Genomic DNA, 21,993 nt, shown 5'->3' with positions numbered 1-21,993 from the left:
AGCGGCGAAGAGGCCCGGTTGACCGGGAGGGGCCCGGCGTGCACGGAGGTGCTCGGCGGCGGGTTCTGTTACCGGTCCTTGATTCTGCATATGTGCGGTTCAGTGCCTGCGTCGGTGCAGTCATTGAGAGTGGTGTTCCCGGGTGAGTCAGTCGTTCTCGGATCGACGAGCCGGGCTTCTCAGCGCGGGCCGTGCCAGGGTGTGAAACAAGCATGCGATCGGGAACCGAACCCGAATCGATTCCCGATCGCACTGCCAGATCAGGACGAGATCCCTAATCTCGCCCGGCTTCCACCGTTACAGTCGTGCGCCTACCCAAGGGGACGACAAAACGGAGGTGTGTCCACCGCGCCACGAGACGACAGAGACGAGGCTGAACGGCCGCATCTGGTGTCGGCCTCGAGGGAGGTGAGGTTCATCTGGGGCGGTTCCTTTTCATTCGGTAGGCCGGCTGACCCGAGGGTTCCGTGCCTTTGCGACCCCGCCTCACGACGGGTGTGCCCTTGCGATTGACGTGAAGGTGACCGTCTCTCCAGCGACCAGTCGGTCACCTGAGAGAAACCTATCAGCCAGGTTCGGCGCGCAACCGGCGAGGCTAAAATTTTCGCCGCTCGAGGGCCCCCCAAATCGAGGGGTGCGTCCGGCACAGACTCGGGGTGACGGATGCCGAGGCGCGCTTTCCCGGCGCCGAACTCCTAGCAACGGGCGAAGGCCCGGGCTAACGTTGCAGTTGTGGGCGGAGCCGCTCACACTGCTCTGTTGTAGTGCTAAGAGGGGGGTCTCCATGACGGTCACCACAGGCGATACCTACGTCGCCGCGGCAAAAACAATCGCCACAACCGCACATTTGGGCCAGGTCGACAAGCTCGGCACCGCCTACATCGACCATCCCCGTCGCGTTTCCGAGCGCCTCAACGATCCCCTCGAGCAGGCCACCGCCTGGCTGCACGATGTGCTCGAAGACTCGAACATCACCCGCCACGACCTGCTCAAAGCGGGCATCCCTGGCGGTGTGGTCGTGGCCGTCACGGTGCTCACCAGAACGGATGCCGTCAGCGACGCCGACTACTACGCCGGCATTCGCGCCAACCCAATCGCTCTCGCCGTGAAGCGCGCCGACATCGCCGACAACCTGGAGCCCTGGCGGGTGGAACAGTTGGACGCGAGCGCGCAGAAGAGGCTCGCGGTGAAATACGGGTCGGCGCTGGCGGCGCTGGGTTAGGCCGGCTCGGGGCTCCCTGCTGCGGTCGAACCACGCTGCGGTCGACTCACGCTGCGGGTCGACCCCTGCTGCGGGTTGACCCGCGTCGGCCTCAATGACGTCATCCAACACTGTCGGCAGAGTGCCGGTGACGCCGTGACCCCCGTGCACCAACGGGTAGGAATCCGTCCGGACGAGGGGCTGGATGCAGTCCGTCCCAGTCGAGGCCTAGGCTTCCATGTCGTCGTGGGTGACGATGCGGCCCAGCTCGATGCCGCCATCCGGGAGCTGCCAGAAGTGCATTCGGCGCGCGGCGGGGGTGTTCTGCTCGATCGAGACGCGCATGCAGCGGGCGCCGTCCCAGCGCAGCAGGTGCGGGTCGGCCGGCCCTGCGCCTTGGCGCAGCGCGTGCAGGTGCCGCCCCTTGAGGGTCTTCACCCGGCCGGTGAGCACGTCGACGGATGCCTTGAACGCCTTGGCCAGCTGGCCGTCGTCGAGCCCGGCGAGAGATTCGGTGAACCGCTCCCCCAGCACGTAACTGTGCGGCAGCTTCCATTCCTCGCGGTCCGATTCCGGAACCCGGTCGACCCAGGCGAGGAGGATCTCATGCCGCACCCAGCCGGAGGGTTCCTCCCAGGCGGCTCGCCGCGACTCGTATTCGCTGACCGCGGAGTGGGTGGGGACGGTGCGGCGGGATTCGCGCAGCATCCGTCGTTGGGCCCGCTGGTCGTCGCGCAGCTCCGCGACCGTGTGGCGCAGGGTGGCGAGTTCGACGAGGGCATCGCGCAGTTGCAACTGTGCGGAGCGGGCCTGCTCGCGCAGTTTGGCGAGGTCGGAATCGGTGGCGCCGGCCTCGGAAAGCTGGTTCTCGAGACGCACGATGCGGGACTTCGCCTCGGCGAGGGACAGCTGGGTCGATTGCAGCGCGGAGTGTGGCGCGGGAATGGGCGTGGGCGTGACCCGGAACGGGGTGGCCCCCGTTGTAACCGGACGCAGGGCGTGCACGCGGCCCGGCCCCGGCGATGGGCGCGGGTGAAGGCGGTCCGATGTCGGGCCTGCTGTGATCAGGACCGTGACCCCGGAGACGCCGGCCGCATCGAACACCCCGGCAGCACCGGAAACGCCGGAACCACCGGAAATGCCGATACGGGCGACCCCCGCGGCGCGGCGGGCCGATGCGGAGGCACCCACGAGCGCGGACTGGCTGTCGAGTTCGACCACTGCGGCGGCGCCTGCGTCTTCCTCGACCTGAGGCAGCAGCGGACGATTTTCCTGCAGCCAGGGAGGTCCATTCCGCACGGCACACAGCGACGGCAGAACGGTTTCGTCGTCGTCGACGTCGCTCAGGCACAGGTGCAGGGCGCCGCTCGGCAGGTGGATGACCCGGGCCGCCACGACGTCACCCTCGGAGAGCAGGGCATCGACCTTGTCAAGCGAGTTGGCCGAGATATCGGCCCGGGTGATCGTGAGCGCCAGGTGCGGGTGCAGGGCCAGAACCGCCCGCTGCGCACTGACTTTCTGCACCAGAGCGAGCGTGATGCTGCCGTGCGGGTAGCGCTTCGCGATCGTGGCCACGGAGGGCGGCTTGATCTCGACATTGAGACGATGGGTGGGTGCGTCGAGCGCGCCCTGGATGCGCTGACCGGTCTGCAAAGTCCAGTCGAGGGGTACCGGCGGGTAGGTCAGCTCCTGCCAGACGGTGGCCATGCCGCCGCCGTCGAGTTCGACCAGGGCCCGGGAACCGCCCAGCATGAACCCCTTGACGGTGCCGTCCACGGTGATGACGGATGCCGGGGCGAGCGCGAAGAGGCCGGCCTGATGCGCGTGGGCGAGGGCATCCGTCACCAGCTGATCGGTGGCGTGTTGCGGGTCGCCGTGCGTGAACCGAAGCCGGGAACGGGCCAGGTCGGCGAACGCGTCGCCGACGGGGAAGGAACGGCCGGCGCTGCCGTAGACCTGGAACTGGGCCGGGAGCAGATCGCCGAGCTGGCGGGTGAGCTCGCCCGTCTCGATCAGGAAGACGCGCGCGACGTCGCCGATCTGGCCGGCGAGTTGGTCGATTCCGATTTCGGGCAGGCTGGTGCCGAACGGCGACGACACCACAACCCAAGGACGATCTCGGCCCGCATCGTGCAGACCGTTGGCGAGTTGTTGCACCGCGACGCTGGTCTCCACGCGGATGTACACCACTGACTCCCCTTCCAGCCTTCGTGAGAGGCTGTGTGACGAGGGTACGCCTGTCGCCTGTGAGAATGACCCCGAGCGTTAAGGTTCAGGGTGTAGGAAGCCCGAAATCATGTTTTTTCCGATGGTCTCACGGGGTCTGTCGCGGGGGTTGTCGCGGGGGTTCACGGGGACGCGAGTATCCCCACGACCAACGTCATCGCCGAGTTCAGCACGATGAAGGCGGCCACCGCTGCCACCGCCAGCTCGAGCGGCAACAGCACCGTGCGCTGCAGAGCGGCGGCGCGCACCTCGGAGTCGAGCCGAGAGAAACTTTCGATCAGGCCCTCGCCGGAACCCAGCGGCACATCGATCCACATGTCGGGGTCGTCGAGCAGTTCAATGACGCGCAGACGATCCGCCGGGCCCAGCACGATCGGCAGGGACGTCAGCCACGGAACGAGCTCGGCGGCATCGAGAACCGTCACCGGCACCGGCGCTGACCGCACGTCGATGCTGCGCGCACCGACGAGGACGACCAGGGGAATCACGGGAATCGGGAGCGGACGGCGGTCTTCCAGCAGCGTCGTGACCCGTTCCGCCTCGAATTTCGCGTGACGCAGGTAGGGCACCGGCCGACTGTCGACCAGAACGCTGCGTTCCTCCACGAGCACGCGCTGGCGGCGGTGCTGTTTGGTGTTGATGGTGATGACGCCGCCGGGGCCCACCAGCACGTGGTCGATGTCCCAGCCGTGTCCGCCGATCGGCAGCGCGTGGAAGACCGCCCACTCCGGCGACAACGTCGCCAACTTTTCGCCGACCACGATCTCGCCCTGGGCGCCCAGGTACCAGCCCTCACAGTTCACGCCGAGCGGGGAACGCCCCAGAAACCGGGCCCACAGGGTTCGTGGAGGAGTGCCGCTCTGCTCGCGCAGCAGCTTTTCGATCATGAATTGGGCCGCGAAGCGCTGGCGCATTCTGGTACTTTCCAACGTCATCTTTTCTGATCCCCCACCGTCGATTGTAACGGCTCACCCCAACGGGTGGCACTCCCTTTGGGGACGGGCCCGAACCGGCCACCTACGATGGTCGGATGGTAAACAACATGAAGGTCGTGCAAACTCAGCTCGGGCTGCTCGAAACCCACATCAACACGATCAAAGAGGATGCCGCGACACCCCGCGGGGTGGAGGAGTCTCTGGTGGCCATCTGCACCGCGCTCGACGCGCTGACGGACGAGGTCCGCCGCCGCCTGCCCGAGTAGGCCCCCGCTTCGGGAGCGTCGTTCTGGCTCAGGCCGTCGCGAGCGCGGCTTCGATGAGCCGGAACACGACGTAACCGGCCGCGATGGCGCCCGCCGCGGCGAACAGGACCCACAGCATCCGTCGGATGCCGGCCGATCGCACCCGCGTATCGAGCGCCGTGAACCGCTCGCGCACATCATCGGGGGTGGTGTCCGGCAGCACGTGCCACACGTGCGGGCTGTCGAGAAGGTCCGCCACCTCCTGCACCTCACCGGCCGACAGCACGGGGTGGAGCCTGACCAGCCACCGGCGCAGTTCGTCCGCGTCGAGCACTTTGACCTGCTCGGGCTTCTGCTCGATGGTGAGCAGCCGAGGGTCTACGAACACGATCACGGGCTGCACGGGCGCGACCAGCGGCATCCGTTCTCGCACCAGGCTCGTGACGCGCTCGGCCTCGGATGCGGCGTTGTGCAAATACGGCACGGACTCGCCGTCGACCCGCAGTGTGTCCCGAGCGACACGGATGTCATTGCTCGGGTGGTGCTTCGTGGTGATCGTGAAGATTCCGCCGGGTCCGACCACGAGGTGGTCGATCTCGGCGGTCGCGGAGCCGACGGGCACGGCGCGCAACGCCGTCCACTCGGGTGGCAGCGTCGCCAGGATGGAGCCCACCACAATCTCTCCTTTGGCCCCGAGATACCAGGACACGCTGTCAGCGCCGTGCGGGGATAGACCGAAGAACCCCGCGAACCGCGACCGTCGGGGCACGCTCCCCTGAACCCGCAGCAGCTGCTCGGTGACTGACAGCGCCGCGAGGCTCTCCTGCATCGTGGCACTGTCCACCGTCATCGCAATCCCCTTTGCTGACTCGAATCTAGCGACTGGGGACGGGGAGCACGCAGTCCCCGAAGGGGGGTGTCGACGGCGTGGCGACTGGCGCACCGGGTTCGCCCGCGATGCCGGTGCCGATGCGGGTACCGGTGCGGCCTACGACCAGACGTCGCGGTGGTCTGTGGCGAACTGCCGGAAGGTGGTTGCCGGATCGCCCGAGAGCCGCCGGATCACCCGGTTCGGGCACGCGGAAACCCCCAGGCGCACCACCCGGTAGATCATCTTCTGCACGGCGATGAAGTCGGCCTCTGCGCCCTGCTCGGCCAACCGGGAGAGGTAGTCGTCGACGCTCGGCCGCGCATAAACGATGCGCCACCCGAGCACCTCCGAGAGGATGTCCGCCACCTGGTAGTAATCCAGCGACTGCTCGCCCGACAGCGTGTAGGCACTGCCGAGGTGCCCCGGCTCGGTGAACACCCGCGCGGCGACGCGCCCGATGTCACGGGCGTCGACGAATGCGGTGCGCGCCCTGGCCGCCGGAAGATAGATCTCGCCGCGCTCCCGGATGCCGTCACGGTACACGGTCGACAAATTCTGCATGAAGAAGTTCGGTCTCAAAAACGTGTACGGGGCCCGCTGACGCCGCAGGTGCTTCTCCACGGCGTGGTGGGGAGTGGCCGGGTTGAACTGAACACCCTGCAGGGAGAGAAAGACGATCTGGCGGATGCCGTGCGCCAGCGCCGTGTCGATCACCGGGATCAGGGTGTCCGCCACGTTCGCGATCGCGGGCGGGCGCAGCAGGAACAGCCGGTCGACTCCGGCGAAGGCGCCGGCCCACCCGGTCGGGTCGGAGAAATCGAAGGCACGGGGTGTGCCGGCCGGCGGGTCCAGGGCGAATTCGGAGCCGGCCGGGTTCCGTACCGCGGAGATGACGCTCTCGCCGGTGGACGCGAGCGCCGCGGCCACGGCCCGGCCGACGGTTCCGGAGGCACCGGTGACGAGGATGCTGCCCATCAGATGCCCGTGGAGTCATCGCGAGCCGGGGTGGGAGAGGAGCCGGACATGAGTCACACCTTTCGTCGGATGCATTTAGTTTAGCCACTAAGGCAAATTGACACGGTGGAGGGCGCGGCGGCAGGAACGGTGGCATCCAAGCCGCCCGGAGTCCCCCAGACTGGGGGTGTGAATGCAATCAGGGTGCCCGGAATCCGACAGTCAACCTGGATCGCGGCTGCGGTGGCCGCCACGGTCGCCGTGGGTGCCGGTGCCGCCGGAATCGCGGCCGCCACGGGTCTCGGCGACGACGAGACCACCCTGACCGACACCGAGCTGGCGCGTGCGAGTCGCGCGGCCCTGACCGAGGTCGGGCCAGCCACGGTGACGGATGCCCAGCGCGGCCCCGCCGAGTCTCACGCGCTTTCCGAGTCCTACACGGTCGACACCCGACTTCCGAACGGCGTCGAGGTCGCGGTTCAGCTCGATGAGACCTTCACCGTCGTGTGGGTGAGCGCACCCAGCTGGAGCGGCGACGCGGCATCCGTGGCCGAACCCCGCGTGCTGACCGCTGCGGAACTCGCAAGCGTCGACCGCACGACTGCCGGCCAGGCGGCCCTGGCCGAGGTCGGCAGTGGCACCGTGACGGACTTCCGCCGCAGCAGAGCGCTCGACCACGCCTTCGAGGTGGAGGTCACCCTCGACGACGGCACGCAGCGCGTCGTCGAGCTCACCGAGCGCAGCCAGGTCGTGAGCGCCAACCGCCCGACGCCGCGCTGAGCCGCGCTGAGCCGAGCTGCGCCGAGCTGCGCCGAGGTCGCCGGCCCGGGCGGCGCTGCGCCGCCCGGCCGGTACGAATCGTTAGCTCGCAGATGGTGACAAGGTGACCGGTGACGAAGTACCGTTGCCGAGTAGGTCTGAAATTGCGTACTCAGAACGAACAACAATGACGTCGGCCCCCCGCACCAGCGGCTCCACCTGAGTGAGGTTCCTCGGGTGGCGCCGCGCGTCTTGCCCGGGCGCGTGCTGTGTCGCGTCCGCTGGGCGTCACCGCTCGACGAGGATCCCGTCTTCGTCGCAGTAGATCGTGCGGCCGGGGGTGAACGTCACGCCGGCGAACCGGGCGACGGCATCCGTGACTCCAGCGCCGGCCTTCGAGCTCTTGCGCGGGTTGCTGCCGAGGGCCTTCACGCCCAGCGGCATCCCTCCGATGGCCACCCGGTCGCGGATCGCACCGTTGATCACCACGCCGGCCCAGCCGTTCTGCACCGCGAGGTCGGCGATCATGTCGCCCATCAGCGCCGTATTCAGCGAGCCGCCGCCGTCGATGACGAGCACCTCGCCGGCGGCGGGCGTCGACAGCACCGACTTGAGCAGGGCGTTGTCCTCGAAGCAGGTCACGGTGCGGATCGGGCCGCTGAACCGGGCGAGGCCACCCAGGTTCAGGAACTGGAGCGAAACGGATTGCAGGTCTTCCCCGCGCTGGTCGTACAGGTCGGCGGTCAACAGCATTGGTGTCCTCCAGGGGTCCGGTGCGGTGCAGGCTTTCTCCCTCAGGCTAGCTGCTCGCTCAAGCTCGCTGCGCTGCGGGACATCCGTCAGCCGTCAGGTCTAAAATCTGATGTCAGTGACGGATGCCGTGACGCCGGCCAGCACATCGGTCAGCACCTCCACGCCGATGCCCGGTCCCGTGGGAACGCGCAGGTGCCCGTTCTCGAGCACGAACGGCGCGGTCAGGTCCTGTTCGTAGTATCGGCTGGAGGCCGAGGTGTCCCCCGGCAGCACGAAGTTCGGCAGCCCGGCCAGGGCCACATTCGCCGCCCGGCCGATTCCGGTTTCAAGCATTCCGCCGCACCAGACGGGCACACCGTGCGCGGCCGCCACATCGTGGATGCGACGGGCCTCCAGGTAGCCGCCCACCCGCGCCGGCTTGACGTTGATGATGCTGCAGGCACCGAGGGTGATGGCAGTGGCCGCATCCCGGGCCGATTCGATCGACTCGTCGAGGCAGATGGGGGTTCTGATCCGTTTCGCCAGGTTGGCGTGGCCGAGCAGGTCGTCCTCCTTCAGCGGCTGCTCCACCAGGAGCAGGTCGAATGGGTCGAGCCGGGCGAGGTGACGGGCATCCGCGAGGGTATATGCGGTGTTCGCGTCGACCTGCAGCAGCAGCTCCTCGCCGAAGCGCTCGCGCACGGCACGCACCGGCTCGAGGTCCCAACCGGGCTCGATCTTGAGCTTGATCCGAAGGTAGCCCTCCTCCAGGTAGCCGGCCACGGCCTCGAGCAGCTCGTCGATCGAGTCCATGATGCCCACCGACACACCGGCCGGCACCGTGTCGCGCACGGCGCCGAGGTAGCCGCCGAACGAGATGTCGGCCTCCTTCAGCTGCGCGTCGAGGATGGCCGTTTCCAGCGCGGCCTTGGACATCGCGTGCCCCTTCACCGGCTCCACGGCCCCGGCGACGCGTTCGGCGGTGAGCCGGTCGCCGAGCGCCTGCAGCCTCGGGATCAGGTGGTCGCGAATCACGACGTCGCTGCCGTCGAGGAACTCCGAGCTGTAAAGCGGACTCGTATCGGCGGCGCACTCGGCCCAGCCCTCGGCATCCGCGGTGGTCACCCGCACGATCGTGACCGCCCGCTCGGTCGACGTGCCGAACGAGGTGCGGAAGGGCCGCACGAGGGGAATGTGCACGCGCCGCAGTTCGATGTTCTCGATTTTCATGACAGTTCCTTCGGTGCGAGGGTGCCCCGCGGAGGCGGTCTCCCCGAGGCGAGTGCTTCGATGAGAGTACTGCCCGAGGCTGGTTTTTCGGTGCCGCAACCCGACCGCAACCGGGCGAAACCTGCCACGACCTGCACCGCCCACCTGCTCGGCCCGGGTGACGGATGCCTGGTCGGTGACTGCTCAGCGGCGGCCGTCGACCGCGTCGACGGTGAAGAGCGCGGCCTGCTCCGGGGCGAGCAGCGGCGCGGGCAGCCCGACGAGAGCGAGCACAGCTCCGGTCAGCGTCACTGAACCGTCGGTACCAAAAGCACCGGCGGCACCGGACGAGCCCGGCTCCGCCAGCCAGGCCGGCGGGGCATCCTGGATCGTGCGCGGGGGCACGCCGAGCGAAAGCGGTGCCACCCGGTAGCGCCGCTCGGGCGCGAGACCGGGGAACCGCATCCGCTCCGGCAGTGCCGCGCGCGGGGCGGCGAGCGCCACCTGGGCGAACAGGGCCGAGTTCTGGTCGGGCGAGACGACACCGTGCAGCTCGAGGGCCGGGTCGCTGGGGTCGGCCCGAACGACGACACCGGAGTGCAGCAGCGGCCGCAGCTGCTTGTAGCGGGCGATCCAGGTGGCGATCTGCACCCGCTCGGACTCGTTCGCGCGGGTCAGGTCCCACTCGATGCCGGCGCTGCCGAACAGGGCGGTCGCCAGCCGGAAACTGAGCTCGGAGGTGCGCCCGGTGGTGTGTGCGGTGGCCGCGCCGAGATGCCCGCCGAGGTACTCCGGCGGTAGGAGCACGCTCGAGTACCGCTGGATCTGCTGCCGCTCGAGCGGGTCGTTGGTGTCGCTGGTCCAGACCCGATCGACGCGCTCGAGAATTCCGAGATCGACCCGGGCTCCCCCCGACGCGCAGGACTCGATCTCGACGCCCGGGTGCTCGGCACGCACGGCATCGATGAGCCGGTACAGCGCCACCGTCTGCCGGTGGGCGGAGCCGGCCAGCAGGTCGCGATTGTGGTCCCACTTCAGGTAGGCGATGGGGTACTCGTTGAGCAGGGCGGTGAGGCGGGCGAACACCCAGCCGAAGGCATCCGGGTTGCCGAGGTCGAGCACGCGCTGGAACCGCCAGGTCAGCGCCGGCGACGAAACACCGACGGATGCCGAACCAATACCGGCCCCAGAACCCCCGACACCAGCCGCGTCCACCCCGCCGAGCACCCACTCCGGGTGCGCGCGGGCGACGTCCGAGTCGGCGCTGACCATTTCGGGTTCGACCCAGAGACCGAAGTCCATGCCGGCCGCGTGCACATGCTCGATCAGCGGGTGCAATCCGCCGGGCCAGGTGACCGGGTCGACGAACCAGTCTCCGAGGGCCCGCCGGTCGTCCGAGCGGCCGGTGAACCAGCCGTCGTCGAGCACGAAGCGCTCCACCCCGACCACGGCCGCCGCGTCGGCCAGGCGGGCCAGAGTCGACAGGTCGTGGTCAAAGTACACGGCCTCCCAGGTGTTCAGCACGACCGGGCGGTGCCCGGTGATGGTCGACCAGGAACGGACCCACGGATGCAGCCGCGCCGAGAGCCCGTCCAGCCCGGCAGCCGAGTACACGGCCACCGTCCACGGGGTGGTGTGGCTCGCGCCGGGGGCCACTCTCAGCTCGCCGGGTGCCAGCAGCTCGCCGCTGCCGAGCGCCGAGTAGCCCAGCGCGCTGTTCTCGGCCCAGACGTGTTTGTCGCCGCTCCAGGCCAAGTGGGTGGCCCATACCTCGCCGGTGCGGAAGCCGAACCCGGGCGTTCCGGCCGCCATCAGATAGGAGTCGTCGTGGCCGGGGCGGCCGTGACGGGACTCCCGGCTCCACACGCCGTGGCCGAGCGTACTGCGCTGCGGCCGACGCTCGTGGGTCCACAGCCCGGTGAAGTCAAGCAGTTCCCCGGCGCGGTCGGGCACCGGCAGGATGACGTCGAGCGAGCCAAGCTCGAAGGGTGCGGAGGCAGGGTCGTCACCGGTGTTGGTGAGGGTGTGGCGCAGTCGCAGCACACCCTCGACCGAGAGTTCGAGGTCGGTGCGCACGGTCACCCGGGCCGCGGCATCCGTCAGAAAGATCGTCAGGGCCTGTGTGCCGGGCAGCGTGCGGCCGGAGGCAGACGGCACGCCCGCCCGCACACCGCCCGACTGAACCTCGGTGAGGCGCAGATCGAGGGCCACGCCGCCGCACCCACCGGGCCGGAACCCGCTCACGCCCGGACGCCCGCTCCAGCCTGCCGCGAGGGTGGGCAGTAGCGAGAGCCGCAGGGGCACGTCGATCGAACTCGGCGAGATGGCCGGCACGGATGCGTCGGCCAGCGTTTCCAGCAGTTCACCGTTCAGGTCACCCAGGTCGGCACCCCAGTGCACGATGACGGGCACGCCCGTGCCGCGGGCATCCAGCACAAGGCTGGTGCCCGCGGCACGGAGGTAGGGAATCGACACAGTGGAGCTGATGCTACTTGGTGACCGGGATCGACTGAGCCTCGAGAGCGTCGATCGTGCTCTGCTGGGCGCTCGTGAGAGCATCCGTCAGAGTTCCGCTACCGGTGACGGCACCCTTGAAGCCGTCGGAGGTGTCGTTGTAGACCTGTGTCATGGTCGGGCCCCAGATGAAGTCGGGCGAGACGTGATCGGATGCCTCGGCGAACACGTCGTAGATGGCCTGGCCGCCGTAGAACTCGACGCCTTCCTTGAGGGCCGGCAGTTCGAGGCCGCTCTTGGCGGCCGGGTACAGGTTGGCCGACTTGTTCAGCATCGTGAGCGCCTCGTCAGAGGTGTTCAGCCACAGCGCGAACTGGGCCGCCTCGTAGGGGTGCTCGGAGCCCTTGAAGACTGCGGTGGACGAGCCACCCCAGTTGCCGGCGGCGTTCTCGCCGGCAGCCCACTGCGGGGAGAGGGCGACGGACCAGTTGCCGGCGGTGTCCGGAGCGCCGCTGGCGATGGAGTTCGCACCCCAGGCTGCGGAGTTCCAGGTCCAGTTGGATCCGGTGTTGTAGGCGTTGTTCCACTCGTCGGTCCACGGCGGGTTGGTCGAGACGAGGTCGCGGTCGATCAGGTCCTGCCAGTAGTCGGCGACCTTGACCGACTCGGGGCTGGTCAGGTCGATGGTCCAGTTCTCGCCGTCGTTCTCGAACCAGCTTCCCCCGGCCTGCCAGACGAATCCGGCGAACTGGTTGATGTCACTCTGCGAGAAGTTGGTGATGTAGCCGCCGGTGGCGCGCACGGCTTCGGCGGCAACCGCGAATTCTTCCCAGGTGGTCGGGATCGCGATGTTGTTGGCGGCGAAGAGGTCGGCACGGTAGAACATCGCCATGGGCCCGGCGTCCTGCGGCACCGCGTAGGCTGCGTCTTCTTCACCGAAGTTGACCTGTCCCCAGGTCCAGTCCACGAAGTCGTCCTTGGCGTCGAGAACACCCTCACAGGCGGCGAGGTCCATCAGGCCGTCCTGCACGCGGAAGTTCGGGAGGGCGTCGTATTCGATCTGGCCGAGGTCGGGCGCGTTGCCGGCCTTGAGCTGGTTGAAGAAGTTCTGGTACGTGCCGCCGTTGCCGTTCGGGCCGGTCTGCACCTTTACCTGAACGTCGGGGTTCTCCTCATTCCAGACTGCGGCGACGTCTTCCATCCCGGGGATCCAGGTGGTGAACGTGAGGTCGACCTTGCCCTCGGAGGGTTCGCAGGCGGCGGCGTCGCCACCGCCGGACGTGCTCGAGCCCGACGCACAGCCGGTCAGAACGACCGTGGCTGCGGTGAGCAAGGCGACGGCGGCTGCTCTCTTCTTGATCTGCATTGTTCTTCTTTTCTCTTGGGGGTGGAGGTGGTGCAGCTAAGGGGGGGGTGAGGCCGGCTACTTCACCGAACCGGCGCTGAGGCCGTTTCGCCAGAAGCGCTGGAGCAGCAGGAAGATGATGATCAGCGGGATGATCGACAGCAGGGCGCCGATCAGAACGTAATCGCGCAGCACGGGGATCTGGTTGACCTGCGAGTTCCAGGCGTAGAGGCCGAGCGTGACCGGGAACAGGGTCTCGTCGCGCAGCATGATCAGCGGCAGGAAAAAGTTGTTCCAGATGGCGACGAACTGGAAGAGGAAGACGGTGACCAGGGCCGGCACCATCATCCGCACCGAGACCGTGAAGAAGGTGCGCAGTTCGCCGGCGCCGTCGAGGCGGGCGGCCTCGATCAGCTCGTCGGGAACGCTGGCCGACGCGTAGATGCGGGAGAGGTAGACCCCGAACGGGCTGACCAGGCTGGGCAGGAACACCGACCAGAACGTGTTGGTCAGGCTGATCTGGCTGAAGATCAGGAACAGCGGCAGAGCCAGCGCCGTGGCGGGTACGAGCACCCCGCCGAGCACGACGTTGAAGATCAGTTCGCGTCCCGGGAAGTTGTACTTGGCCAGTGCGTACCCGCACATTCCGGCGATGATCGTGCCCACGAGGGCACCGCCACCGGCGTACAGCGCGCTGTTGAGCATCCACTTGAGGTAGACGCCGTCGCGGTAGGCCACCAGGTTTCCGATGTTCTCGAACAGGGAGAAGTCGGCGAACCAGAGCGGGTTCGTGCTGTTGAACTGGGATCGGTTCTTCGAGGCCGCGACCAGCAGCCACCAGATCGGCACCAGGAAGTAGATCGTGAAGACGCCCATGACGACCATGGCGCTGACCCGGGCGAACGGGCTCTCGCGCTGGGCGCGCGGTGCCTTCGCCTCGGTTGAACGGATGCCGCGAGCCGGCTTGGCGGGGGTGGTGGGGGTCAGGGTGCTCACTTGGCTTCCTTACGCTGCGTGAACTTCAGGAACGTGAAGGAGAGGATGAACGTGGCCAGGGCCAGCACAACGGAGAACGCGGCGGCCAGGTTGAAGTTCGGGATCGACGAGGTGGAGTACACCGTCAGGTTCGGGGTGAACGTGCTGGTCACGGCCGAGCTGAAGCTGCGGAAGACCTGCGGTTCGGCGAGCAGCTGCAGGGTGCCGATGATCGAGAAAATGGCGGTCAGGATGATCGCCGGCATGATCAGCGGAATCTTGACCGACCAGGCGATGCGCAGCTGGCCGGCGCCGTCGAGGCGGGCGGCCTCGTAGAGTTCGGTCGGGATCGCCAGCAGCGCGGAGTAGATGATGAGCATGTTGTAGCCCACGAACACCCAGGTGACGACGTTGGCGATGGCCCAGAGCACGAGATCGGCCGAGAGGAAGTTGATGTTCTCGGTGACGGCGCGAAACGGCGACAGATTGGGTGAGTAGAGGTAGCCCCACATGATCGCGGCGATGACGCCGGGGACCGCGTAGGGGACGAAGAACGCCAGCCGGAAGAATCTCTTGCCGCGCACGAGCGGCGAGTCCAGCAACAGGGCGAACAGCAGCGCGAGACCGAGCATGATCGGAACCTGCACGGCGCCGAAGGCGAGCACCCGGGTGATCGACTCCCAGAACGGCCCATTCTGGAACACCAGGATGTACTGGGTCAGTCCGCCGAAGACCTCGGTGGCCTGGCCGAAGGTGCCCTCGCGCTCGATCACGAGCAGTGACTGGTAGATCGCGTAGCCGATCGGGACGAGGTAGAACAGGGCGAACAGGGTGCCGAACGGCAGCACGAACGCGAGGATCGCGCCCGTGTGCTGCACGCGGGGCTTCGCTCCGGGGGCCTTGGCTGGCTTGGCGGCGCGGGGTCTCTTTCGGGCAGCGCTGCCCGGGGCATCCGTTAGGGGAACGGCAGGTGCGCTCATGATGAGGGGTCCTCTCTAATCACGCGGACGGCTCCGGCCGGCACGCGCACGATTCGACCGACGGGTTCGTCGGTGACGAGCTCGTGGCCGGCGGCCGGAAGCTCGACGTCGCCCGAACCGTGGTTGATGATGAACAGATAGCTGTGGGTGGAGCTCACACGGCGCACGACCTCGATGGCTCCGGTGCGCTCCGGGCCGACCGCGGTGACCCGAGCCTCCTGGGCGATCCTGCGCAGGACGTCCCGCAGGGCGCCGGCCTCCAGCGCGGTGGCGACGTACCAGGCGGTGCCGCCTCCGTGCCGGTTGCGGGTGATGGCGGGGATGCCGGGCAGCGGCCCGTCGATGTAGCTCGCGACCACCTCGGCGGTGTCGACACGCAGGCGTTCGCTCCACAGGCTCGCGGCGGCGCCGGTGTCGAGAGCGAGAACGTGGCCGGGCAGCAGCGGAGAGAACTCCTCCACCGTGATGCCGAGGATCTCGCGGAACGCGCCGGGGTAACCGCCGGTGCGCACCCGGTCGTCTACGTCGACGATGCCGCTGAAGAAGGTGATCAGGGCGTGGCCGCCGGCGGCGACGTAGGCGTTGAGATTCTCGGCCTGCGCGTCCGAGACCAGGTAGAGGCACGGGACGACGACGAGGCGGTAGCCCGAGAGGTCGGCATCCGGGGAGACGATGTCGACCGTGACGCCGAGTTCGTGCAGGGCCGCGTAGGCGGCGTGCACCTGGTCGAGGTAGCGCACCGCGTGGGACGGACGGGATTCGCCGTCGCCTGCCCACCAGGATTCCCAGCTGAAGATGATCGCGGCATCCGCGACGACCCGGCTGCCGGTGACCTCGGCAAGACGATCCAGGGTTGCGCCCAGGGCCACGACCTCGCGCCAGAGCACGGTGTCGGTGCCGGCGTGGGGCACCAGGGCGGAGTGGAATTTCTCCGACCCCTGCGGGGAGGCGCGCCACTGGAAGAAGCAGACGCCGTCCGCACCGCGGGCGACGTGGGCGAGGGAGTTGCGGGTCATTTCGCCGGGCGCCTTGGCCAGGTTGTGCGGCTGCCAGTTGACGGCACCGGCGGCCTGTTCCATCAGGAGCCAGGGCTCACCCTGGGCGAGCCCGCGGGTGAGGTCCGCGGCGAAGGCGAGCTCGGTGGCCGGGTCGGCGAGGCGGTGGTCGAGGTAGTGGTCGTTGGCGACGATGTCCATGTCGCCGGCCCAGGACCAGTAGTCGAGGTTGCGGATGTGCGCGGTGACCATGAAGTTGGTGGTCACGGCCACGTTCGAGTGGCGGCGCAGCACCGCGCTCTCGCGCCGATAGTAGTCGAGCAGTTCGGCGGAGCTGAACCGGTGGAAGTCGAGCACCTGGCCGGGGTTGTGGCTGGACAGCGTGAGCCGCGGGGTGAGGATCTCGGCCCACTGGCCGTACCGCTGGCTCCAGAAGGAGGTACCCCAGGCTGCGTTGAGAGCATCGATGGTGCCGTAACGCGCCTGAAGCCAGAGACGGAACGCGGCGGCGGTGTCGTCGCAGTAACAGAGCGCGTTGTGGCAGCCCAATTCGTTGGACACGTGCCAGAGGGCGATGGCCGGGTGGTGGCCGTACCGCTCGGCGACCTTTTCGACCAGGGCCAGCGCGTGCTCACGGAACACGGCCGAGCTCGGGCACCAGGCCTGGCGACCGCCGGGGAAACGGGTCGTGCCGTCGTCGGCGACCGGAAGGATCTCGGGGTGAAGTGTGGTCAGCCACGGCGGCGGCGACGAGGTGCCGGTGCCGAGGTTGACCCGGATCCCGTTGGCGTGGAGCAGCTCGATGATCGTGTCGAGGGTGTCGAAGTCGTACTCGCCCGCACGCGGCTCGAGGTGCGACCAGCCGAAGATGTTGATGGCCACCAGGTCGACGCCGGCCTCGCGCATGAGGCGCACGTCCTCGGCCCAGGTCTCGGGACCCCACTGCTCCGGGTTGTAGTCACAGCCGTAGGCGATGCCCTCGTGCACGAACGGGTGGGCCGGGGCCGCACCGTTCGAAGTGGCTGCTCGCGAGTTCATGTACTCCCTGACTGTGGCGTGCACTTCGTGGTGACGACACCGTGGTGACGACTCTGTGCTAACTGTTCTGTGAACGTGCACAGAGTCGGGAGAAGAACTCGCCGTTGGGTTTTCTGTGAACGTACACAGAGTATGTATCTCCCGGCGGTCGTGTCAAGCGCGGAGTGTGTGCGAGAGCGTTACAGTTATCGAATGGTGACAATTCCGTCTCGACGCAAACGCGCGACGATCCACGACGTCGCCGTGGAAGCCGGAGTCTCCCGCGGCACGGTCAGCCGGGTCGTGAACGGCGAGCCCTACGTCTCGGCGTCGGCCCGCATCGCCATCGAGGCGGCCATCGAGAAGGTCGGCTATGTGCCGAACAATGCCGCCCGAAGCCTGGTCATGCAGCGCTCGGAGGCCGTCGGTTTCATCGTGCACGAGCCGCACTCCCTGTTTTTGGACGACCCCAACATCGGCGGAATCCTACTCGGCGCCAACACCGTGCTCTCCCGCGCCGACTACCAGATGGTCAGCCTGGTCATCGACTCCCAGCGCGACACCGAGCGCGTCGCCCGCTACCTCAGCGGCGGTTTCGTCGACGGGGTCGTCATCGTCTCCGCTCGCCAGGAAGACCCGATCACCCGGGTGATCGAGAAGCTGCGCCTTCCGGCCGCCTTCGTGGGACATCCGCCCGACCTGCGCCAGCTTCCCTTCGTGGGCATCGACAACCGGGCGTCGGCGCGCGCCATCACCGAACGCCTCATGCAGACCGGCCGCACGCGCATCGGCATGATTGCCGCCGCGCTCGACCGCGACTCCGGCGCCGACCGTCTGGCCGGCTTCACGGATGCCCTCGGCGACCGCTTCGACCCGGCTCTCGTGGCCCGCGTTCCGCTGTACACCTTCACCGACGGGGCCCTCGGCATGCGTGCGCTGCTTCAGCGTGACCCGCTGATCGACGGCGTGTTCGCCGCCTCCGACGCGGTCGCGGCCGGAGCCATGGAGGCTCTGCGCCATGCCGGGCGCACCATTCCCGGAGACGTCGGCATCGTCGGCTTCGACGACAGCTCCTGGGCGCTGCGCACCCAGCCGCACCTGTCCACCGTGCACCAGCCCGCCTTCGGCCTCGGTGAGCGGGCGGCCGAGTGCGTGCTGGGCCAGTTGCGCGGCGAAGAGCAGCCGGCCGAGGGCATCCTGCTCGAGACTCCGATCGTCTGGCGTGACTCCGCCTGAATCGGGGGTTGGCGGTGCAGGGCCATGGCGGCAGCATCTGGCTTTGGGCTGGCCGGAGCACTCCGGCTGCGCGTCTCCCCCACCGCGCGTGGCCAACCCCCACCCCGCGTGGCCAACCCCCACCCCGCGTGGCTAGCCCCCACCCCGCGTGGCTAACTCAGGAGAATGCTCGGGCCGGTTAGGGGCATCCGCGTGTTTCCGTGGGATTTTCGGTGCACGACGGATGCCCGCGCTGGATCTCCTGAGTTAGCCACAGCGCGGGTTGGTGAACGGGTCGGGTGAACGATGGATGCGGGCTCGCCTGCGGCGGGGCACACTGGAAGCATGGTTCGCAAGCAGGTTGTCGTGCGCGGGGTGGTGCAGGGAGTCGGGTTCCGCTACTACACCCAGACCGAGGCGCGCCGACTCGGGCTCGCGGGTCATGTGCGCAACCGCGGGGACGGTGCGGTGGAGGTCGAGCTGGAGGGCGACGCGGCAACCGTCTGGGTGATGCTCTCGTGGCTGCAGCACGGCCCGCCGTCGGCCCGGGTCGAGGCGGTCGAGGTCACCACGATTCCGCCGCTCGGCGAGACCGGGTTCCGGATCGGCTTCTGAGCGGAACGGCCGGCTGAGCGGCGGCATCCGGTTGATACCGAGGTCAGCGGGCACCCGACCGGCTGGCGTAGCGTGGGAGCATGTGCGCGCGAGCTGCCGATCCCGCTCGGACGGACCCCCCGAAGCGCGTTCACTCGGCGGCGACGAGATCGGGCGTGCGCGCACTCACTGCGGCACCCGTACGCCGGGCCCTCGCCCGAACTTCTCGGTCGCAGCGCGTGCACACCGTGCGCCGCGGGTTTGGCATCGGCCGCCTGCTCCTCGCCGGCCTGGGCGTGGTGGCCCTCGCCGGCTACTTCGATTACGTGCTCGGTTTCGCCACGTTTCAGATCTACAACTACTTCAGCTATTTCACCGTGCAGAGCGGTATGGCCGCGATCGTCGCCTTCGCCGCTGCCGCATTCGTCGCATTTCGGCACACGACCGACCCACCCTGGCTGAACTGGTTCCGGTTGCTTGTGACGACCTACATCACCGTCTCCGGGATCGTATTCCTGACCATCGTCATCCAGTCCTCCTCGCTGGACTACACGATCGAGGTGCCCTGGTCGAGCCAGTTGCTGCACTTCTGGATTCCCACGATCGCACTCCTTGACTGGCTGACGGATGCCGGCAAGGCCCGCCTGCCCTGGAAAATCCTGGTCTGGGTTCTCGTGGTGCCCTCGATCTGGGGAGTGTTCACGCTCATCCGCGGGTCGATCGTGGGGTGGTACCCGTATTTCTTCCTCGACCCGGTGCAGGTGCGCGGCCCGCTCGAGACCGTGATCTACTGCCTGGTCGCGCTGCTGCTCTTCACCGCGATCGCCGCCGTACTCACGGCCACGTCGCGGCTGCCCCCGCGGGCGCAGGGGCGCGAACCTACAGCGGCGTGAAGGTGTATTCGCTGGTCAGGTGCCCGCCCCGGCAGGCGCCGCAGTGGAGCACCCCGGATGCCCGCATCGCGAGGACCCGGGGTGTGCATTGCAAGACCTTGGGGCCGCAGCACGGCGAGACCGCCAGGTAGGCACCGGGGGCGGTGGGTTGGTGCCCGTTCAGGCCACGAATGTGGTGAGTGCCTTCACGGGGCAGGTCAGGGTCGACGTCCAGAAGGACGACGGATTCGCGGTCGATGTCGATGTCGATGTCGATGTCGAGGAGGATATCCATGGGGAGCACAGCAATCGCACGGTCAAGCAGAAAAGTGGAGCAGTCGCGGGCGGGGGTGGTGCATCCCGGTGACGACCGCACTGGGATGGCCGGCGGAACGAGCCCGGCCTGGAACGGGGGCATCCACCCGTCAGGAATCCGTCGGCAGGGCCAGTCCGGGTAACGACTGGACCTCTGAGCGCTGCACCACGACGGGCTGCGACTGCATGAGAACGTGCCCCGAGTGGGAGCCAAAATTCATCGACTGGACGTTGGCAGGTGAGTACACCACGAATCTCAGAACTAAGACGGGTTGACAATCGCGAGGCGCCGGCCCGGGATTCGGGGAGCGGCTTGGTGCGGACCTACTCCGTGGTCGGGTTGTCGGTCGGCACGGCCGAGTAGAACGGCTCGAGGCTGCTCAGGGCGGCGGCGAGGAACTCGTCGTCGTCGACCTCCGCGAGGCGCAGAGCAGTCTCCGCCGCAACCAGGCCCACCAGCACCGGTTCGCCGGTGAGCGGAACCATGTTGATCCAGACGCGGAAGTCGTCGTCGCCACCGACCGTGGACCAGAGCGGGGCATCCGTGTCCCAGAACGGCTTGTCGAATTGCAGCCAGATCTTGTCGAGCGTGCCCATGCCCAGGGCCGAGATGGCGCCGCGGTGCGTGAAGGGCAGCGGCGGGTCGAACTCCATCACCGTGGTCTTCAGCACCCCCAGCGGCACGGTGACGACGACCCGGTCGGCGGAGAGCGACTCGCCGGTGCCGAGCCGGAGGCTGGTGCCGGCTTCGTTGTAGGCGATTTTGGTGACCACGCTAGACCCGAGCATGTCGATGCCGTCGCTGAGGTCGGTAAGCAGGGTGGCGAAGCCGCCCAGCACAATACGGTCCTCGCCGGGATCGGTGTCAGGGTCGGCCTGGGGGTTGGCGTCCGAGTACCAGGAGGACTGCTCCGGAACGGGGCCCCCTGCCAGTGGGTCGAGCACCACCGTGATCTGGTAGTCGAGCCAGTCGGCGTCGGAAACGCCGGTGTCGGCATCCGTCGTCGAGAGCTTGGAGGCCCCCGAATCGGCGAGGGACTGCGCGATGGACACGTCGGTGGGCTGCTCGGCGGCCCAGGCCAGCGCCGTGGCGACCGCCTGCGCGCCGGTGTCGGGCACCTCCACGACCGTGCCGGCCGCGGTGCGGGCCTCCGGCGGATCGGTGAAGGGGGCCGTGGCGACGCCGCGGTCGGTGAGGTCCTCGTCGAGGGTGGTCTGGCCGGTGCGCCGGACGAAAGCCGCGCCGAGCTCGATCGGGAATGGCCAGTCCTTGTCGGTGACGGTGTCGATGCGGCCGCCGATGCGGTCGCGGGCCTCGACCAGGAACACGTCGAAGCCGGCGTCCTGCAGGTCTCGGGCCGCGGTGAGTCCGGCGATTCCGGCGCCGATCACGGCGATGCGCTCCCCCAGGCTCGCCGCTGCGAGCACGTCGCGGGCGGCGCGCTTCCCTGAATCGCGGGCGCCCTGCACCGTGCCCGGCGCGTCGGTGGAGGTGGCCTCACCGGCGAAGAAGAGGCGGTCGTCGACGGGCTGGCCGAGCGCGGCGCGCTGCTCGGGCGTGGCGCCCACCGCGGGGTAACTGAAGGAGCCGCGGGCGAACGGGTCGGCCGACCAGGATGTGCGGCGCATGGCCGCCGGCTTCGGGACGAGCGAGGGTGTCGACGTCGGCTTCGGCGTGACGGATGCCGAGGGCCGCGGAGTCGGCGTCACGCACGCGGTGAGCGCGACCAGGCCCAGGCCGGAGACTGAGCCGAGCAGAAAGGTTCGTCGTTTCATCGCTGTCTCGGCGCCAGGTATGGCGCCGACGTCCTCCTCTCCGAGCGGGCCGGGCAGTACGACCAAGCTACCGCAGAGCCGGGTGAAGTGGCCGGTCGGGTGGGGGTGGGGTGGGGTGTGCGCACGTTACTTCGGAGATTGTCGCGACACGCGGCATCCCACCCTGAAATACGGCGTTTCGCGAAAATCTCCGAGTTTGCGTTCGCCGGTGACGCGGTGGCGGTCTAGCTGTTGTTCCCACTGACGTTGTGAGCACGGTTGATGGGTGATTTGCCGCCGATGCCGGTATGGGGTCTGTGGTGATTGTAGCTATGGATCCAGTC

20 protein-coding genes and 1 riboswitch are annotated in these 21,993 nt (G+C 68.2%); of the genes, 6 read left to right on the top strand and 14 right to left on the bottom strand.

Annotated features, from left to right (window positions below):
• Positions 1 to 438: 438 nt before the first annotated feature.
• Positions 439 to 512, bottom strand: a riboswitch (cyclic di-GMP riboswitch).
• Positions 513 to 784: 272 nt separating this feature from the next.
• Positions 785 to 1,222 carry a hypothetical protein gene (locus E3O28_RS11920; protein ID WP_134416160.1) on the top strand — a complete coding sequence of 146 codons (438 nt, stop codon included), beginning with the start codon at positions 785 to 787 and terminating at the stop codon, positions 1,220 to 1,222.
• A 207-nt stretch (positions 1,223 to 1,429) separates the two neighbouring features.
• On the opposite strand, the gene E3O28_RS11915 is transcribed toward E3O28_RS11920, so the two are convergent.
• Together E3O28_RS11915 and E3O28_RS11910 are read right to left on the bottom strand one after the other, a co-directional pair.
• Positions 1,430 to 3,391, bottom strand: a complete 1,962-nt coding sequence (locus E3O28_RS11915; protein WP_134342163.1) for a hypothetical protein — start codon at positions 3,389 to 3,391, stop codon at positions 1,430 to 1,432.
• Positions 3,392 to 3,549: 158 nt separating this feature from the next.
• Complete coding sequence (locus E3O28_RS11910) at positions 3,550 to 4,341, bottom strand: nuclease-related domain-containing protein (protein WP_166784811.1); 792 nt, start codon at positions 4,339 to 4,341, stop codon at positions 3,550 to 3,552.
• A 116-nt stretch (positions 4,342 to 4,457) separates the two neighbouring features.
• Here E3O28_RS11910 and E3O28_RS16385 point away from each other — a divergent pair, with 116 nt between their 5' ends.
• A complete protein-coding gene (locus tag E3O28_RS16385) occupies positions 4,458 to 4,628 on the top strand; it encodes a hypothetical protein (RefSeq protein ID WP_166784810.1) in 171 nt (56 codons plus the stop codon).
• 28 nt (positions 4,629 to 4,656) lie between these two features.
• Here E3O28_RS16385 and E3O28_RS11905 read toward each other — a convergent pair whose 3' ends face one another.
• Entirely contained in the window at positions 4,657 to 5,457 is an 801-nt protein-coding gene (locus E3O28_RS11905) for a nuclease-related domain-containing protein (protein WP_134416156.1), read from the bottom strand.
• Between the two features lie 138 nt (positions 5,458 to 5,595).
• Positions 5,596 to 6,453 carry an SDR family oxidoreductase gene (locus E3O28_RS11900; protein ID WP_134401112.1) on the bottom strand — a complete coding sequence of 286 codons (858 nt, stop codon included), beginning with the start codon at positions 6,451 to 6,453 and terminating at the stop codon, positions 5,596 to 5,598.
• Between the two features lie 168 nt (positions 6,454 to 6,621).
• Between E3O28_RS11900 and E3O28_RS11895 the strand changes: the two genes are divergently transcribed.
• The gene (locus E3O28_RS11895; RefSeq protein WP_134342168.1) at positions 6,622 to 7,212 is read left to right on the top strand and encodes a hypothetical protein; all 591 of its coding nucleotides are present in this window, start codon (positions 6,622 to 6,624) and stop codon (positions 7,210 to 7,212) included.
• Between the two features lie 267 nt (positions 7,213 to 7,479).
• Here E3O28_RS11895 and rraA read toward each other — a convergent pair whose 3' ends face one another.
• The 7 genes from rraA to E3O28_RS11860 all read right to left on the bottom strand — a co-directional run bounded on the left by rraA (position 7,480) and on the right by E3O28_RS11860 (position 16,919).
• A complete protein-coding gene (gene rraA, locus E3O28_RS11890) occupies positions 7,480 to 7,944 on the bottom strand; it encodes a ribonuclease E activity regulator RraA (RefSeq protein WP_104099347.1) in 465 nt (154 codons plus the stop codon).
• A 99-nt stretch (positions 7,945 to 8,043) separates the two neighbouring features.
• Entirely contained in the window at positions 8,044 to 9,153 is a 1,110-nt protein-coding gene (gene menC, locus E3O28_RS11885) for an o-succinylbenzoate synthase (RefSeq protein ID WP_134416154.1), read from the bottom strand.
• A gap of 183 nt (positions 9,154 to 9,336) precedes the next feature.
• On the bottom strand, positions 9,337 to 11,607 hold the full coding sequence (locus E3O28_RS11880; RefSeq protein WP_134416152.1) for an alpha-galactosidase: 2,271 nt from the start codon (positions 11,605 to 11,607) through the stop codon (positions 9,337 to 9,339).
• Positions 11,608 to 11,620: 13 nt separating this feature from the next.
• Positions 11,621 to 12,952, bottom strand: a complete 1,332-nt coding sequence (locus E3O28_RS11875; RefSeq protein ID WP_104099344.1) for an extracellular solute-binding protein — start codon at positions 12,950 to 12,952, stop codon at positions 11,621 to 11,623.
• A gap of 57 nt (positions 12,953 to 13,009) precedes the next feature.
• Positions 13,010 to 13,816, bottom strand: a complete 807-nt coding sequence (locus E3O28_RS11870; protein WP_104099356.1) for a carbohydrate ABC transporter permease — start codon at positions 13,814 to 13,816, stop codon at positions 13,010 to 13,012.
• Between the two features lie 107 nt (positions 13,817 to 13,923).
• Positions 13,924 to 14,886 (bottom strand): sugar ABC transporter permease, encoded by a 963-nt coding sequence (locus tag E3O28_RS11865; protein WP_104099343.1) that lies wholly within the window; start codon positions 14,884 to 14,886, stop codon positions 13,924 to 13,926.
• Positions 14,883 to 16,919 carry a beta-galactosidase gene (locus tag E3O28_RS11860; protein ID WP_134416150.1) on the bottom strand — a complete coding sequence of 679 codons (2,037 nt, stop codon included), beginning with the start codon at positions 16,917 to 16,919 and terminating at the stop codon, positions 14,883 to 14,885. The genes E3O28_RS11865 and E3O28_RS11860 overlap by 4 nt, the downstream gene beginning before the upstream one ends.
• A gap of 192 nt (positions 16,920 to 17,111) precedes the next feature.
• Between E3O28_RS11860 and E3O28_RS11855 the strand changes: the two genes are divergently transcribed.
• From E3O28_RS11855 to E3O28_RS11845, 3 genes are all read left to right on the top strand, one after another.
• Positions 17,112 to 18,134 (top strand): LacI family DNA-binding transcriptional regulator, encoded by a 1,023-nt coding sequence (locus tag E3O28_RS11855; protein ID WP_134416148.1) that lies wholly within the window; start codon positions 17,112 to 17,114, stop codon positions 18,132 to 18,134.
• A 324-nt stretch (positions 18,135 to 18,458) separates the two neighbouring features.
• Positions 18,459 to 18,728 carry an acylphosphatase gene (locus E3O28_RS11850; protein ID WP_104099340.1) on the top strand — a complete coding sequence of 90 codons (270 nt, stop codon included), beginning with the start codon at positions 18,459 to 18,461 and terminating at the stop codon, positions 18,726 to 18,728.
• A 155-nt stretch (positions 18,729 to 18,883) separates the two neighbouring features.
• Positions 18,884 to 19,600: a Pr6Pr family membrane protein gene (locus E3O28_RS11845; RefSeq protein ID WP_134416146.1), complete on the top strand. Its 717-nt coding sequence runs from the start codon at positions 18,884 to 18,886 to the stop codon at positions 19,598 to 19,600.
• On the opposite strand, the gene E3O28_RS11840 is transcribed toward E3O28_RS11845, so the two are convergent.
• The 3 genes from E3O28_RS11840 to E3O28_RS11830 form a co-directional block, all read right to left on the bottom strand.
• Positions 19,587 to 19,874, bottom strand: coding sequence for a hypothetical protein (locus E3O28_RS11840; protein WP_134416144.1), 288 nt, complete (start codon positions 19,872 to 19,874; stop codon positions 19,587 to 19,589). The genes E3O28_RS11845 and E3O28_RS11840 overlap by 14 nt on opposite strands.
• A 344-nt stretch (positions 19,875 to 20,218) precedes the next feature.
• The gene (locus E3O28_RS11835; RefSeq protein WP_134416142.1) at positions 20,219 to 21,670 is read right to left on the bottom strand and encodes an NAD(P)/FAD-dependent oxidoreductase; all 1,452 of its coding nucleotides are present in this window, start codon (positions 21,668 to 21,670) and stop codon (positions 20,219 to 20,221) included.
• Between the two features lie 224 nt (positions 21,671 to 21,894).
• Positions 21,895 to 21,993: integrase core domain-containing protein (locus E3O28_RS11830; protein ID WP_134394301.1), on the bottom strand; the 99-nt coding region annotated here is incomplete at its 5' end.

The organism is Cryobacterium sp. TMT2-14 (assembly GCF_004402465.1).
GTDB classification, from domain to species: Bacteria; Actinomycetota; Actinomycetes; order Actinomycetales; family Microbacteriaceae; genus Cryobacterium; species Cryobacterium sandaracinum.
This window is presented reverse-complemented; position numbering and strand designations above follow the sequence as displayed.